Raw genomic sequence first — 15305 nt, 5'->3', positions numbered from 1 at the left:
CGGAAATTATTTTCTGTTTTTTATTCCCATTGGCTTATATATCACGAATTTTATGTATATTTGCTACATTACCTAATGAAAATAGATTCAAGACACCTATGAAGTACGTAACGATTAAAGATATCGCTAAAGAACTTGTGGTTTCTGTATCAACTGTTTCAAGGGCTCTCAACGATGATCCGAACATCAGTAAGGAAACCCGCGACAAAATCATCAGCACAGCCCACAGAATGGGTTATCGAAGAAATCCTGTCGCCTTGAACCTCAAGAACGGCAACACCAAGACCATTGGTGTGCTGGTTCCGGAGATGACAACACCTTATGCAGCACGAGTGATTGAAGGTATACAGAATGTATGTTACGCGAAGAACTACAAAGTGCTCATTGCTTCTGCAAGTGAGGACTGGGAAAAGGAACGCATGAACCTGGAGGTTATGAAACAGTTCATGATCGACGGCATCATAGTCTGCCTATGTGACTATCATAAAAACACCGATATATTCCAAAAAGTCATGGATAGTGGTGTGCCGGTTGTCTTCTACGATCGTATCCCATATGGCATCAAGGCACCAGAAGTGATCATCGATGATGAGACTAAGGCATTCTTTTTGGTCGAGCATCTCATCCGCTCTGGAAGGAAACATATTGCTTACATTGGTGCCAACAGCAGCGTGGTTTATAATTCGGTATTACGACACAACGGATACATAGAAGCCATCAAACGCTATGGCCTGCAATATAATCCCAGTATTGACATTGAAGCAGAAGGCTTGTCCTACTTTTCCGGAGCTGCATCCGTAGACCGAATCCTGAAAGAAGAATTCGATGCGATATTTGCTTTCACCGACACACTGGCCATAGGAGCTATGAACAGACTGAAATCACTGGGAAGAAAAATTCCTAAGGACATCGCTGTAGCAGGTTTCTCTGGCACAGAGTTGAGCACAATAGTTTCTCCACAATTGACTACGGTAGAACCACCCCAGTTTGAAATGGGACAGGAAGCAGCAAGGCTGATCATCAAGCATATAGATAATGATTCCTCAACAACAGAAGAAATCGTTGTTGATGCCAATATCATATATCGCGACTCAACTGAAGACTATTGAAACCTCAGGAAAAGACGGACTGGTTGATACATTGTTCGCCTCACAGAATGACTTGAGGCTTACATCCGGATTGTTGAAATACTGGCGAATGAGAAACTCTTTCTCCAACGGGTTTAAATGCTTCTTCATAATTTTACGCGTTTAGACCAAAATGAGCGTGTAGGCAAATATAGGATTTTAATTTTCCAATAGAATATCTGAGCGCTTGTTTGGCGTTTCCGTGTAAACTTTTTGAGGAGCAGCACAGCAAGTAGCCGAATTAAAAGTTATAGGAGAATCCTAAGGAGACATACTCCTTCAGTTGCCAGTAGCCGTGCTTGTCATCACGTTTGCGACCGTCGTCAAATCGGGGGTAAACAAAGAATTTCGTGGAGATATACTTGTTGAACTGAAAGGTGAACGTGTTTTCCCATTCAATCTCTCCGCGATGATAAGTCGTATAGCCGTATAGCCTGGTCTGCCAAAGGATATTGTCGGTGAATTTCCATTTCAGATCGAGCGTCATCTGCGAACCGAAATCATGCAGCACGTGTTTACCCTCGTCAATGCCATAGCGCGATGCCAGTGCCAGTCGGTCGACATATTTAAAGTTGTGAGCCAATGGAGCCAAGTGCACAGTACCCTTCAGTCTACCTTTGAACCAGTCTACCCTATAGTCCATACCGATAGAAGTGTTGACGTTAAGGGGAGAGATGAAGTCGGCCAGAACTGCATGCTGGTTGGTTTTGTAGTTGGGCATGAATTGTGTGGTGGCCACCACCTGAAAGGTGTAATACCAGCGTTTGGAGGCCTGCAAACCCACTCTGCCGGTATATCGCAGCATGTCCGTAGAGGTTTTCAACTTGTGCAGGGAGTCGCTCTTGGAAGTCTGGAGACCCAATTTCATCTCCAACTTGTTCTCCCACTTGAATTTAGACTTGTTGTTATAATTGGCTTCAAGGGTCAGGGCACCCACCATGGAATAGTTGCTCTCTCCGCCCTTATACCAGTTTTCTGAAATATAATTTTGCAGGAATTGCAGATAATAGTCGCCTGTAAGCGTCCAAAAATTAGGTTTCAGCACGACAACATCCACCGGCATGACATCCGGTTCTTTGGCCGCGGGCTGTTTCACCATGACCGTGGGCTTGTCGGCCACGGTCTTTGGAGCCAGTGTCGGACCGGCCTTCTCCAACTCGCTCTGGGTGCTCTCCACCATGTCGGGACGCCGCAAATACACATGCAGAAGTTGCAAGTCTAAGGGTGACAGATCCTTGTTCAGAACAAAGGCGTTGTGGCTGATATTCTTATAGAACGTCAAGGGTAAAAACAAGGGAGCCATGTCTTGTTTGGAAAGGGTAGGCGGCACCACAACATCTTTGCGATATAGGGAGTCGCCAAAGATTCTCAGCGAATCCTCATAGTTCAGGAGGCTGCGCTGTGGCAACAGCCAATAGCGTACCGGATGATTATCTCCTTTTGCCAATACGGTCAGAGGCAAAAGCATAACAGCCATCAACAAGATAGCACCAAACTTATATTTATTCATCGATTTCATGGGTTTGACGTTATATCTATAGGAAGTGGCAACCCACCTCATGCTTGCAAAGTTAATAATTATTGTACGAAATACTTACAACTTAACATTTTTTCTTTCAAACAATTCTTTGTCCCCCGCGTCAAAGTTTCATTTTGTTTTGTTGTGCGTTTCGTAAAATTATGCTACCTTTGCACCAAATTACACATCAACCATTTAACACTTACGATCGTGGCAAAAACAAAATATATCTTCGTCACCGGAGGCGTGGTTTCTTCTCTTGGTAAAGGAATTATTTCTTCTTCTGTTGGCAAGCTTTTACAGGCAAGGGGGTATAATGTTACTATTCAAAAATTCGACCCATATATCAATATAGACCCGGGCACGCTGAACCCCTATGAGCATGGAGAATGCTATGTAACGGTGGACGGCATGGAAACCGATTTGGACCTTGGGCACTATGAACGCTTCACCGGAATACAAACCACCAAGGCCAACTCGCTCACGACAGGCAGAATCTACAAGGCTGTCATCGACAAGGAGCGCCGGGGTGACTATTTGGGCAAGACCATTCAGGTGGTGCCACATATCACGGATGAGATCAAACGCAACGTTAAATTGCTGGGACAAAAATATCATTATGATTTTGTCATCACCGAAATTGGCGGTACGATTGGCGACATCGAGAGTGCACCGTTTATGGAGGCCATCCGACAGCTTAAATGGGAGTTGGGGAAGAATGCCCTCAACCTGCATCTCACCTATGTACCTTATCTTCATGCTGCCGGCGAACTCAAGACCAAGCCCACCCAGCACTCGGTCAAGGAACTGCAAAGTGTGGGTATTCAGCCGGACATCTTGGTGCTGCGCACAGAGAAGCATCTCCCTGACCAGATGCGCAAAAAGGTGGCTGCCTTCTGTAATGTAGACTTGGACTGTGTGATCCAGAGTGAAGACCTTCCCAGTATTTATGAAGTGCCCGTGAACATGCAGAAGCAAGGACTCGACACGGCCATCCTGAGAAAAGTGGGCGAGCCTATCGGCGAAACGCCAAGTCTCGGGCCTTGGCGTGCGTTCCTCGAGCGGAGGAACAGAGCCACGGAAGAGGTGAAAATTGGTATTGTGGGCAAGTACGACCTGCAAGATGCCTACAAGAGCATACGCGAGGCCTTGTCACAGGCCGGTACCTATAATGATCACAAGACGGTCATCACATTCATCAATTCCGAACACATCACGGAAGAAAACGTTGCCGAAAAGCTGGCCGGACAGGATGGCATCATGATTTGTCCGGGATTCGGACAGCGCGGTATAGAAGGCAAAATCATCGCTGCACATTATACCCGCACGCATAATATCCCCACTTTTGGCATTTGTCTGGGTATGCAAATGATGGTCATCGAATTTGCCCGCAATGTGTTGGGATATGCAGATGCCAACTCGCGCGAAATAGACGAAAAGACGCCGCATAATGTCATCGACATCATGGAGGAACAGAAAAACATCACAAACATGGGCGGTACCATGCGTCTTGGTGCGTACGAGTGTGTGCTCAAGCAGGATTCCCGCGTGATGAACATCTACAAGCAAGAGTACATACAGGAGCGTCACCGTCACCGTTATGAGTTCAACAACGAGTATTTGCAGGAGTTCGAACGTCATGGAATGATGTGTGTGGGACGCAATCCGGAGAGCGATCTGGTGGAAATCGTGGAGATTCCGGGATTGAAATGGTATATCGGAACACAGTTCCACCCCGAATACCAGAGCACCGTGCTCAAGCCACACCCGCTGTTCGTGGACTTTGTGAAAAATGCAATTGATAATAAAAAGAAATAATAGACCAAGGCGTTGGCAAGCGACAAACCTCATTTGACTTCCCAACGCCTTAACGCTCAAAAAAACATGGATAAAAACTCACTCATAGGATTCGTCCTTATAGCGGTAGTTCTCATCGGATTCAGCTGGTATGCGCAACCTTCAGAGGAAGAGCAGCGAGCACAATTTGTGAAAGACTCCATTGCGCATGTCAACCGCGCCAAGGCCGAGAAGGATGCCAAGGCTGCTGCTTTCAAGCGCCAGCAGGCTGCCCGTCAGCAGGTTCAGGAAGACACAACAGCGCTCTTTCATCATGCCCTCACGGGTCAGGCTCAGGACGTTGTGCTGAAAAATGATAAGTTGGAACTTACCTTCTCAACAAAAGGTGCACAGGTTAAAAAGGCTGTTGTCAAAAACTATAAGGACAACATCACCGAGAAAAAGGACGTCACCCTGTTTCAGGGAGACGAGCAGAGCATAGAATATATGCTTGTTGCCAAGGAGGCCAATATCTCTACGGCCGACCTTTTCTTCCAAACCTCGGAAGTAACAGACTCCACGGTGGTGTTCACCGCCGAAGCAGGGGCGGGCAAGACCATTCGGATGATCTACAGTCTGGGTGATAGCTATCTGCTCCGCATGAAGTTTCAAGTCAGCGGTATGGCCGGACTTTTCGCTCCAAACACCAGCACCATGGCCATCAACTGGCAGGATAAGGTGCGGCAACAGGAGAAGGGATTTGCTTTCGAAGCGCGCTACGCTACACTCACCTATCATGAAAGCGACGGTGGCACCGACTACCTGAATGCCTCTAATGAAAAGATTGATGAGGAAATTAAAGAGAGCATCGACTGGGTTGCCTTCAAGAACCAGTTCTTCTCAGCCGTGATGATTGCCAAGGATAACTTGGGCACCAACACGCTGATGACGTCGATTCCACAGGAGAAGGGGAGCGGATATCTGAAGCAATACCAAGCCAAGATGAAGTCGTTCTTCGATCCGACCGGCAACACGCCGACGGAATTTGAATTTTATTACGGCCCCAACGATTTCCGATTGTTGCAGAGTGTGGAGGAGGAAAGTGCCTTTGGCAAAGACCTTCAGATGGAAAGATTGGTCTATCTGGGTTGGCCTTTGTTCCGCATCATCAACCGTTGGTTCACCATCTATGTGTTCGACTGGTTGAGCAAGTGGTTCCCGATGGGAATTGTACTCATCCTGATCACCTTGCTGCTCAAGGCCATCACCTATCCTATGGTGAAGAAGAGCTATATGAGTTCGGCCAAGATGCGCGTGCTGAAACCCAAACTCGACGCCGCCACGAAGCAGTTTGACAAGCCCGAAGACCAGATGCAAAAACAGCAGGCTATGATGGCAGAATATGCCAAATATGGTGTCTCACCGCTCTCAGGATGTCTGCCCATGCTCATCCAAGCGCCGATCTGGATTGCCATGTTCAACTTTGTGCCTAACGCCATCCAGTTGCGTGGAGAGAGTTTCCTGTGGATGGATGATCTGTCGACCTACGATCCCATTCTCCAATGGAACACCAACCTGTGGCTCATCGGCGACCACCTCTCGCTGACGTGTATTCTGTTTTGTGGCGCTCAGATTATCTACAGCTGGTTTACGATGCAGATGCAGAAAGACCAGATGGTGGGTCAGCAGGCCGAGCAGATGAAGATGATGCAGTGGATGATGTATCTCATGCCGCTGATGTTCTTCTTCATATTCAACGACTACTCCTCAGGTTTGAATTTCTACTATTTCGTTTCGCTCATCATGTCGGCTGCCATCATGTTTGTGCTGCGCAAGACAACCAACGAAGAAAAGCTTCTGGCCATTCTTGAAGCACGCTACAAGGAAAACCAAAACAATCCGCAGAAGATGAAAGGTATGATGGCACGCATGCAGGCTTTGCAGCAAATGCAACAAAAACAGATGGAGGAGCAGCGTCGGAAGCAAGACGATCTCAACCGGAAAAAGAAAGGATTGTAACCTGACAACCCATACCCTACAGGCCGTTCCGAAACCGATGGTTTGGTGGCCTGTAGGTTTTGTTTTACTTTTTTGAATCCTATAACGATCCTGTAAGTCTTAAAAATTCAACAACAATGAACAAAGCGATAGCTCTGGCATTGGGTATTCTGCTTTTAAACCAGCCCCAAGCCAATGCACAAACCATGATTCAGAAAGATACCACTTCACTTTTAGCTTTAAACTGCGACCTCATGACGCCCGAGGCTTTATGGGCTATGGGTAGGATTGGCGGTGCACAAGTGTCTCCTGATGGCAAGCAGGTGGTTTATCACGTGAGTTATTACAGCGTGAAGGAGAACAAGAGCCACACCATGCTCTTTGTCCAGCCTACCAAGGTGGGAAAGAAGATCGCCACCCCCACACTACTCACGGTCGATGCCAAAAGCGAGACCGATGCCGCCTGGATAGAGAATGGGCAAAAGATAGCATTCCTGAGGGAGGGTCAGTTGTGGAAGATGAATCCCGACGGAACGGGCCGCGAGAAACTGACCAACTCGAAAACCGATATCGAGGGATTCAAGTTCTCGCCTGATGGTCGGCATGTCATCCTCGTCAAGAGTCTGCCTTATTATGGTACTATACAAAAAAATCCGGACGACCTGCCCAAGGCCAGCGGACGATTGGTGACCGACTTGAACTATCGCCATTGGGATCATTATGTGGAGTCTATCGCCCATCCATTCCTTGCCGAGGTGAACGGAAATTCGGTTTCCGAAGGCATAGATATTATGGAGGGCGAGCCTTACGAATGTCCGATGGCTCCTTTCGGTGGTATAGAACAGATTGATTGGAGCAAAGACTCCAAGCAGGTGGCCTACACCTCACGCAAAAAGACGGGAGTAGACTATGCTATCTCTACCGATGCGGATATATACCTCTATAATATAGAGACCAGTGAAACCCGAAATCTCTGCAAGCCGGCAGACTATCAGGAACCCCGAATAGACCCCACCAAGAGCATGCGTAATCAGGCTGTGAACAGGCAGGCGGGCGATATGAACGTGGGCTACGACATCAATCCGAAGTTTTCGGCCGATGGTCAGTACATCGCCTGGCAGAGTATGGCTCGCAATGGCTATGAGAGCGATCGCAACCGCCTGTGTATCTACAATCTGAAAACGGGCGAAAAGAAATATGTCACGGAGAGTTTCGACTCCAATGTCGATGACTTTTGTTGGGCTCCGGACTCCAAAACACTTTATTTCCTTGGGGTTTGGCATGGCACGGAGATGGTCTACCAAACGGATTTGAGTGGTTGTGTGATGCAGCTCACCGATGGCTGGTATGACTACGGCTCGCTGCAAATGATGGGCAACGGCAAACAACTGCTCGTCACGCGTCACTCGTTCTTGCATCCCGACGACCTCTATGTGCTCACGCCGAGCAAGAAAGAGAAGAAGTCGGAGGTGGCTAAGATTACGGATGAGAACAAACATATCTTTGACCAGCTGGCCATGCCCACCGTGGAGCAACGTTGGGTGAAGACCACCGACGGCAAAGAAGAATTGGTATGGATTGTCCTGCCGCCCCATTTCGATGCGAACAAGAAATATCCCACCTTGCTGTTCTGCGAGGGCGGACCACAAAGTCCGGTCAGCCAATTCTGGAGTTACCGTTGGAACATGTCGATTATGGCAGCACACGGCTATGTGGTTGTGGCACCAAACCGACGCGGATTGCCCGGCTTTGGAAGCGAATGGAACGAGGCCGTGAGTCAGGACTGGACCGGACAATGTATGGACGATTACCTCTCGGCAATTGACGATGCAGCCAACAAGCTTCCCTATGTAGACAGAGACCGTCTTGGAGCCGTGGGCGCCTCGTTCGGAGGATTCTCCGTGTACTATCTTGCCGGACATCACAACAAGCGTTTCAAGTGTTTCATCGCTCATGACGGAGCCTTCAACTTAGAGTCGATGTACACCGATACCGAGGAAGTATGGTTCTCCAACTGGGAATATGACGATGCCTATTGGAACAAGGACCAGACAGAAGCTGCGCGGAAAACCTATGCCAACAGTCCTCACCGCTTTGTCGACAAATGGGATACGCCCATCCTCTGCATCCACGGAGAAAAAGACTATCGCATCAATGCCAACCAAGGTATGGGGGCATTCAATGCAGCCCGCTTGCGTGGCATTCCGGCCGAGCTGCTCATTTTCCCGGATGAAAACCACTGGGTGCTGAAACCGCAAAACGGAATCCTGTGGCAGCGTACGTTCTTCAACTGGCTCGACCGCTGGTTGAAGAATTAACCTCTAACCCATGAACGACTCCATGGGAGTCGCTCATGGCAACTTTTACTCGATAGAAAATAACTACGATACACATTATGACTACTCAAGTTCAACACACACTTCGAGACTCTGCTGCCATGCGATGGACGGCACTCCTCCTCTTGGCATTGGCCATGTTTTGTTCCTACATCTTTATGGACATCCTTTCTCCTATCAAGGATTTGATGCTCACCGAACGCGGATGGGATTCCACGGCCTTCGGAACGATGCAGGGCTCAGAAACCTTTCTGAACGTTTTTGTATTCTTCCTCATTTTTGCCGGTATCATTCTCGACAAGATGGGCGTGCGCTTCACGGCTGTCCTTTCGGGTATGGTGATGCTCGTTGGTGCACTGATCAAGTATTATGCCATCAGCGAGAGTTTCATGGGCAGTGGGGTAGAGGCGTGGTTTACAGAAAATCTGAACCACATCCCCGTGTTCGAGCAGTTGGGCGTGTCGCCCTTCTATGAGGGCATGCCGGCTTCTGCCAAGGTTGCTGCCTGCGGCTTCATGATCTTCGGCTGTGGTGTCGAGATGGCCGGTATCATGGCTTCTCGTGGAATTGTGAAATGGTTCAAAGGTCGCGAACTGGCATTGGCCATGGGTTCTGAAATGGCATTGGCACGTCTGGGCGTGGCCACCTGCATGATTTTCTCCCCCTTCTTTGCCAAGTTGGGTGGCCAGGTTGATGTTTCTCGGTCGGTGGCTTTTGGTGTTGTGCTGCTCTGCATCGCACTGATCATGTTTATTGTTTACTTCTTTCTGGATAGGAAACTGGATGAACAGACCGGTGAGGCTGAGGAGAAGGAAGATTCTTTCCACATCAGAGATATCGGACAAATTCTTTCCAGCATGGGCTTCTGGCTTGTATCCCTGCTCTGTGTGCTCTATTATTCTGCCATCTTCCCCTTCCAGAAGTATGCGGTGAACATGTTGCAGTGCAACCTGACGTTTACTGAATTGCCCTCCGACTCATTCTGGACGTCCACCTCGGCAACCCTCGTTCAGTATGCCATCATGTTGATTGTGGCTGCCACAGCATTCATGTTTAACTTCATGAAGCAAAAGAGCATCAAACACATGGTGCTTTGTATTTCCATTGCCTCGCTCGTTCTTTATTGCTATATGGGTTACATGCGCCAGTCTGCCGAGTCTGTGTTTGCCGTGTTCCCACTGCTTGCCGTGGGCATCACGCCGATTCTCGGCAACTATGTGGACCACAAGGGTAAGGCAGCGACGATGCTGATACTTGGTTCGCTCCTGCTGATCGCCTGTCACCTCACCTTTGCTTTTGTTCTGCCTCAGTTCAAGGATAGTCAGGTGGGCGGTGTCATCGTAGCCTATCTCACGATTCTCGTACTTGGTGCTTCGTTCTCGTTAGTGCCTGCGTCGCTTTGGCCGAGTGTGCCTAAACTAGTCGACGCGAAGATTATTGGTTCGGCCTACGCCTTGATTTTCTGGATTCAGAACATTGGCCTATGGCTCTTCCCCCTGCTCATTGGCAAGGTGCTCGACAAGACTAACCCCGGCGTGACCGACGCTACCCAACTCGACTACACTGCGCCGCTCATCATGCTGGCCGGTCTCGGTGTGGCAGCTCTCATCATCGGACTCATTCTCAAGGCGGTCGATAAGAAAAAAGGACTCGGCCTCGAGGAACCCAACATCAAGGCTTAACATCGTTATAGATACAACTTTACCGTTAAGGGTCAGGAATCAACACTTCGTTATTCTTGACCCTTAACGGTATATGAGTGTTCATAGTTTGTTAGATTTTGGCAATTTGTTTGTTTTATTGCCAAAATCTAACTGTTTTGCACAGAACCATGAGCGAGAATAGAATGAACGTCAATGATATCGTGAACAGTGTGTCATTATCCTAAATCGACAACCGTAATGCCGGCTCCGCCAAACTGCACGTGCTCGTCGGCAAAATGGGTTACGTTCGACTCGGAAGATAAGTATTGGCGAACCAGTTGCCGCAAGATGCCGTTGCCCTTGCCGTGTAATATTCTGACTTTATGCACACCCATCAATATCGCATCGTCGATATAATTCTGAACGACCCGTAAGGCTTCGTCTCCGCGCATTCCTCGAATGTCTAAGTCTTGGCGGAAGGTGCGTTTGTGTTCATCGATGGTAGCCTGGGTAGCATGCGAGATGCTGTCGTTTTGTAAGTTGGCTTTCAGCTTGTCCATCTTAGATAGAGTTTCCCCCTCTCCCGCAGTATCTTTTTTTGTCCTCTTGGCATCAACGAGTTCCAGTCGTTTCTTTTCTATTTTTGTCTTAATACCACCAAGAATGACGGTAACCGTCTTGCCGTCCACAGCATCGACACGACCTTGGGATGCAATTCCCTTGATACGTACTTCGTCGCCCACTTCGATATCGTTGGCCTTTCTCGGTTGTGATGATCTTGCAGCTGCAGCACGCAGAGCCTCGGCGGCTTTCTGAGACGCTGCGTCCTTGTTCTTTCTGCGCTCTTCCCGTCGTTTCTTTCGAGCTTTGATCTCCTCCACTTTCTTTTTAAAATCATCTTCGCTCAATATTCCGCTTTCAGGCTTTCGCTTCTTGGTCCATTTGCCCTGCTCCACATCCTGCTTGAACTCGTCGAACTCAGCTCTGATACGACGTGTGTCCTCCTTTTCTGCCTGAGCTTCACGAATCTCTCGGATTGTGTTTTCTATTTGACGGTTGCTTTCTTTCAGGAGTTCGTCTGCCTCCTGCTTGGCCTTGGCCAAAATGTTCTTGCGTTGCTTTTCAACATCAACAATGTTGGTCTCATAACGCTCAATTTGTTTGCGCAGATCTTTTTCCTGTTGACGCACGGCTTGGCGCTTTTGCTCCCAGTAGCGCTTGTCACGAACGATGTCCTGTAAATATTTGTCGCTTTGAATATAATCTGAACCGACCAACTCGGAAGCTTCGGCTATCACCTCTTCAGGCAGTCCTATTTTGCGAGCAATCTCGATGGCGAACGAACTCCCCGGACGGCCAATGGCCAACTGAAACAAGGGTTTCATCTCGTGGCGGTCGTAGAGCATTGCTCCGTTGATCACGCCCGTGTGGTTGTCTGCAAAATGTTTCAGGTTCTGATAGTGAGTGGTGATTACTGCCCATGCTCCGCGCTTGCAGAATTGTCCCAAAACGCTCTCGGCTATAGCTCCGCCTATTTGAGGTTCGGTACCGGTGCCAAACTCATCGATCAGTATCAGGGTGTTGGCAGAAGCCTGACGCATCATGTTCTTCATATTCAGCAGGTGTGAGGAATAGGTGCTCAGGTCGTTTTCCAAACTCTGCTCATCACCAATATCAATCATCAGGTCTTGGAAAATACCGCATGTGGTGCGGTCTCCGACCGGAATGCTAAGGCCCATCTGCAACATGTATTGAAGAAGTCCCACCGTTTTTAGGCACACCGATTTGCCACCGGCATTCGGCCCTGAGATGATCAGGATGTGCTTCTCCGGAGTAAGCATAATATCCAAAGGTACAATCACTTGTCCTTCTTTCAGGTGAGATTCGAGCAAGGGGTGACGGGCGCGGATGAAGTCGATATAGGGTCGATCTTTCACCTCGGGCTCAATGGCATTCATTTGGACGGCCATCTTCGCCTTGGCTTGTATATAATCTATTTGAGCAAGAAAATGATATGAGTCGAGAATTTCGGCTGTGTGGGGACGGATTCGAGCTGCCATCTTCGTCAGGATTCTCACAATCTCTTGACGCTCCTCGTTCTCGAGCTCGCGGATTTTATTATTGGCTTCCACCACCTCCGTGGGCTCTATAAACACTGTTTTCCCAGTGGCGCTCTCGTCATGTACAATACCCGAGATACGGCGTTTCAAAGCCGGAGCCACCGGTATGACTAAGCGGCCGTCTCGAATGGCGGGTGTAACATCCTTTTCAACCACTCCCTCATTCTGCGCAACATTCAGAATACCGCTTAATATCCGGGAGACAGATTTTTCTGTCCGTGCCAGCTCGCGCCGAATACTTGCTAATTCTGGCGAAGCCGTGTCACGTATATGTCCAAACTTGTCTATGATTTGATCAATTTGCTGAATCAACACGGGAAATGTAGCAACGCCGTCAGCCAACTCATGCAGATGGGGGAAGTACCATTTTTTCAACACGACATCCGACTCATTCCCATAGCCCTCAGCGTCATTCTGTGGCAAGTCGTCACCACGATACAGAAACGCTACCAATCGTTCTATTGTGCCCAGCGAACGCCGTAAGTCGAAAAGTTCTTGCTCCTCCAGCCACGTGCCTTCCAGTCGCACACGTCTCACATGGTCGCGGACATCATAGAAATAGTCCAGCGGAAAATCCTCCTCTTCCTCGTTTATACGGCGCATCTCACTGATCTGTGCCATCCAGATGCTCACACATTCCGCATCAGAGGAGAAGGCCATCTCTTCCACAAGACTCATGCCCAAAGTGGAAAGACACTCCGCTTTCAGCCTTGTGCGTATCTCGTCAAAACCTACCTTAGTCTCAAAGTTGTTCGGGTATATCATTTGAACCTTTATCTTTTAACAGTTACAAAATTACCTCTTTTTAGACTCGTGAGACCTCTGTATCTGTTAATAAAGCTTAAGCGAGTCAAGATTATAAATTACAAAGTGTAATATATGATTTTTATTATCTATCTTTGCACTCGCTTTCAAGAAAAACTATTCGCAACATCATTGGAGAGATGGTAGAGTGGTCGATTACAACGGTCTTGAAAACCGTCGCACTGAGAGGTGCCGGGGGTTCGAATCCCTCTCTCTCCGCGTGAAGTACTCTGTAAAAAGAGTTGAGAAAAACTTCAAAAATCCGTAAGTATCGTAACTTCAGTAAGTTGCGATACTTTTATTTTATACAAATCTTACTTTTCAGAGGTCGTTTAGAGGTCGTATATACTCCCAAAATACTCTCCTGTGGCTACAATCTGGCTACATTTTTTTGAGGCAAACAAAAATTGTAGCCAAGAGTTCGTAGAGAGTTCGTTTAGAGTACTTGTATTTTACTGCTATTCAAACAATTATGTAGAACTTTGTAGCTGGGCTACAGAAGTTGAAAGTATGGACGTTTGGCTACAATTTCCTTTCCGTCTGGCTACAATTTCTCTATTTCTGGCTACAATTAAAAAAAACAAGTATGAAGACAAATTTTAGAACCGCCTTCTATCTTAGAAGCAACTATGTCAACAAGGAAGGAAAGACACCAGTAATGTTGAGAATCTATCTCAATAATGAACGTCTTTCACTTGGCTCCACAGGAATTGCGGTAGAGCAATCACTATGGGACAAGGAGAATGAGAAACTGAAAGGACGTACAACCGACGTTCTTAGTACAAATCTTGAACTGGACAACATTCGTAATGGCTTGCAGAGTATCTATCGAAAATTAGAAGACAACCCCGATGTATGTCTGGAGCGCATCAAATCAGAATATCTGGGTAAGAAAGAAGACATTGACACACTGTTGCAACTCTTTGATAAGCACAATGCCGATATAGCACGACAAGTCGGTATTTCTGCGAGTAGTGCAACATTACAAAAATATAATGTCTGCGAACGCCACTTCAGGGAATTTCTCCAAAGGAATTACAAAAGGTCGGATATCAAACTATCAGAGCTTACATATACGGTTATTCGAGAATTTGATATCTACCTTCGTACAGTCGTTGGGCAAAATCCCAATACCGCAACCAAGACAATGAAAACTTTCAAGACCATAACAATATTAGGACAAAAAATGGGCGTTTTGTATCACGACCCCTTCCTCAATCATCGTTTTCACTTGGAGCCTGTCAATCGAGGTTTTCTCACGGATGAGGAGATTATGAAGATAGCCAACAAGGAAATTTCTATTCAACGCTTGGAGTTAGTAAGGGATGTTTTCATCTTTTCATGCTTCACAGGCCTGGCATATATCGACGTATCCAACCTTACACCAGACAACATCGTTACGCTTGATGACAAGCAGTGGATTATGACCAAAAGGCAGAAAACAAGCGTGGAAACAAATGTGTTGCTTCTTGACATTCCCAAGAATATCATCGCCAAGTACAGTCACAAGACCTATCGGGACGGCAAACTGTTTCCCATCTTAACTAATCAAAAAACCAACGCATATTTGAAAGAAATTGCCGATCTTTGTGGCATCAAGAAGAATCTGACCTTCCATCTTGCCCGACATACGTTTGCAACCATGTCGCTCAGCAAGGGTGTTCCTATGGAAAGTGTATCGAAGATGTTGGGGCATACCAACATTAAAACTACACAAATTTATGCCCGCATAACCAACAAGAAAGTGGAGCATGACATGGAACAGCTCGCTGACAAACTCGGCAAGTTTAATAAGGCGATGGGCATCTGATAATATAATAAAACGTATAACTCTAAAATAAAAGATTTATGGAAACCAAGAAAGAACTATCTTACTTCCGTCTGAAGTTGGAGAACTATCTCAGTGAGCATTTCCCAGAACTGCTGGGCGACAAACCATTCATAACGGCAAGAGCCGATGAAGCACTTTCCACCTACTGCAA

Annotated in this window: 10 protein-coding genes and 1 tRNA gene; 8 read left to right on the top strand and 3 right to left on the bottom strand. The window is 47.4% G+C overall.

Annotated elements, in window-relative coordinates; translation table 11 throughout:
* Positions 1-98: 98 nt before the first annotated feature.
* Positions 99-1109, top strand: coding sequence for a LacI family DNA-binding transcriptional regulator (locus tag HMPREF0645_RS03055; protein ID WP_007173382.1), 1011 nt, complete (start codon positions 99-101; stop codon positions 1107-1109).
* On the opposite strand, the gene HMPREF0645_RS13605 is transcribed toward HMPREF0645_RS03055, so the two are convergent.
* Both HMPREF0645_RS13605 and HMPREF0645_RS03050 read right to left on the bottom strand, forming a co-directional pair.
* Positions 1092-1238, bottom strand: coding sequence for a hypothetical protein (locus tag HMPREF0645_RS13605; protein ID WP_007173381.1), 147 nt, complete (start codon positions 1236-1238; stop codon positions 1092-1094). The two genes, HMPREF0645_RS03055 and HMPREF0645_RS13605, sit on opposite strands and share 18 nt — an antisense overlap.
* 130 nt (positions 1239-1368) lie before the next feature.
* A complete protein-coding gene (locus tag HMPREF0645_RS03050) occupies positions 1369-2637 on the bottom strand; it encodes a DUF3078 domain-containing protein (RefSeq protein ID WP_419185642.1) in 1269 nt (422 codons plus the stop codon).
* A gap of 219 nt (positions 2638-2856) precedes the next feature.
* Between HMPREF0645_RS03050 and HMPREF0645_RS03045 the strand changes: the two genes are divergently transcribed.
* From HMPREF0645_RS03045 to HMPREF0645_RS03030, 4 genes are all read left to right on the top strand, one after another.
* On the top strand, positions 2857-4464 hold the full coding sequence (locus HMPREF0645_RS03045; RefSeq protein ID WP_007173379.1) for a CTP synthase: 1608 nt from the start codon (positions 2857-2859) through the stop codon (positions 4462-4464).
* 66 nt (positions 4465-4530) lie between these two features.
* Positions 4531-6441 carry a membrane protein insertase YidC gene (gene yidC / locus HMPREF0645_RS03040; RefSeq protein WP_007173378.1) on the top strand — a complete coding sequence of 637 codons (1911 nt, stop codon included), beginning with the start codon at positions 4531-4533 and terminating at the stop codon, positions 6439-6441.
* Between the two features lie 116 nt (positions 6442-6557).
* Entirely contained in the window at positions 6558-8738 is a 2181-nt protein-coding gene (gene dpp5, locus HMPREF0645_RS03035; RefSeq protein ID WP_007173377.1) for a dipeptidyl-peptidase Dpp5, read from the top strand.
* A gap of 77 nt (positions 8739-8815) precedes the next feature.
* The gene (locus HMPREF0645_RS03030; protein WP_007173376.1) at positions 8816-10438 is read left to right on the top strand and encodes an MFS transporter; all 1623 of its coding nucleotides are present in this window, start codon (positions 8816-8818) and stop codon (positions 10436-10438) included.
* 197 nt (positions 10439-10635) lie between these two features.
* Here HMPREF0645_RS03030 and HMPREF0645_RS03025 read toward each other — a convergent pair whose 3' ends face one another.
* Positions 10636-13284, bottom strand: a complete 2649-nt coding sequence (locus HMPREF0645_RS03025) for an endonuclease MutS2 (protein WP_007173375.1) — start codon at positions 13282-13284, stop codon at positions 10636-10638.
* Between the two features lie 173 nt (positions 13285-13457).
* Here HMPREF0645_RS03025 and HMPREF0645_RS03020 point away from each other — a divergent pair.
* The 3 genes from HMPREF0645_RS03020 to HMPREF0645_RS13235 form a co-directional block, all read left to right on the top strand.
* Positions 13458-13542 (top strand) — tRNA-Ser (locus tag HMPREF0645_RS03020).
* Positions 13543-13909: 367 nt separating this feature from the next.
* Positions 13910-15133, top strand: coding sequence for a site-specific integrase (locus tag HMPREF0645_RS03015; protein ID WP_007173374.1), 1224 nt, complete (start codon positions 13910-13912; stop codon positions 15131-15133).
* A 38-nt stretch (positions 15134-15171) separates the two neighbouring features.
* Positions 15172-15305 (top strand): DUF1896 family protein (locus HMPREF0645_RS13235; protein WP_156777844.1); only part of this gene is annotated, 134 nt, incomplete at its 3' end.

This window comes from Hallella bergensis DSM 17361 (assembly GCF_000160535.1).
GTDB classification, from domain to species: Bacteria; Bacteroidota; Bacteroidia; order Bacteroidales; family Bacteroidaceae; genus Prevotella; species Prevotella bergensis.
The sequence above is the reverse complement of the archived record's forward strand: the minus strand, read 5'-3'. Positions and strand labels throughout refer to the sequence as shown.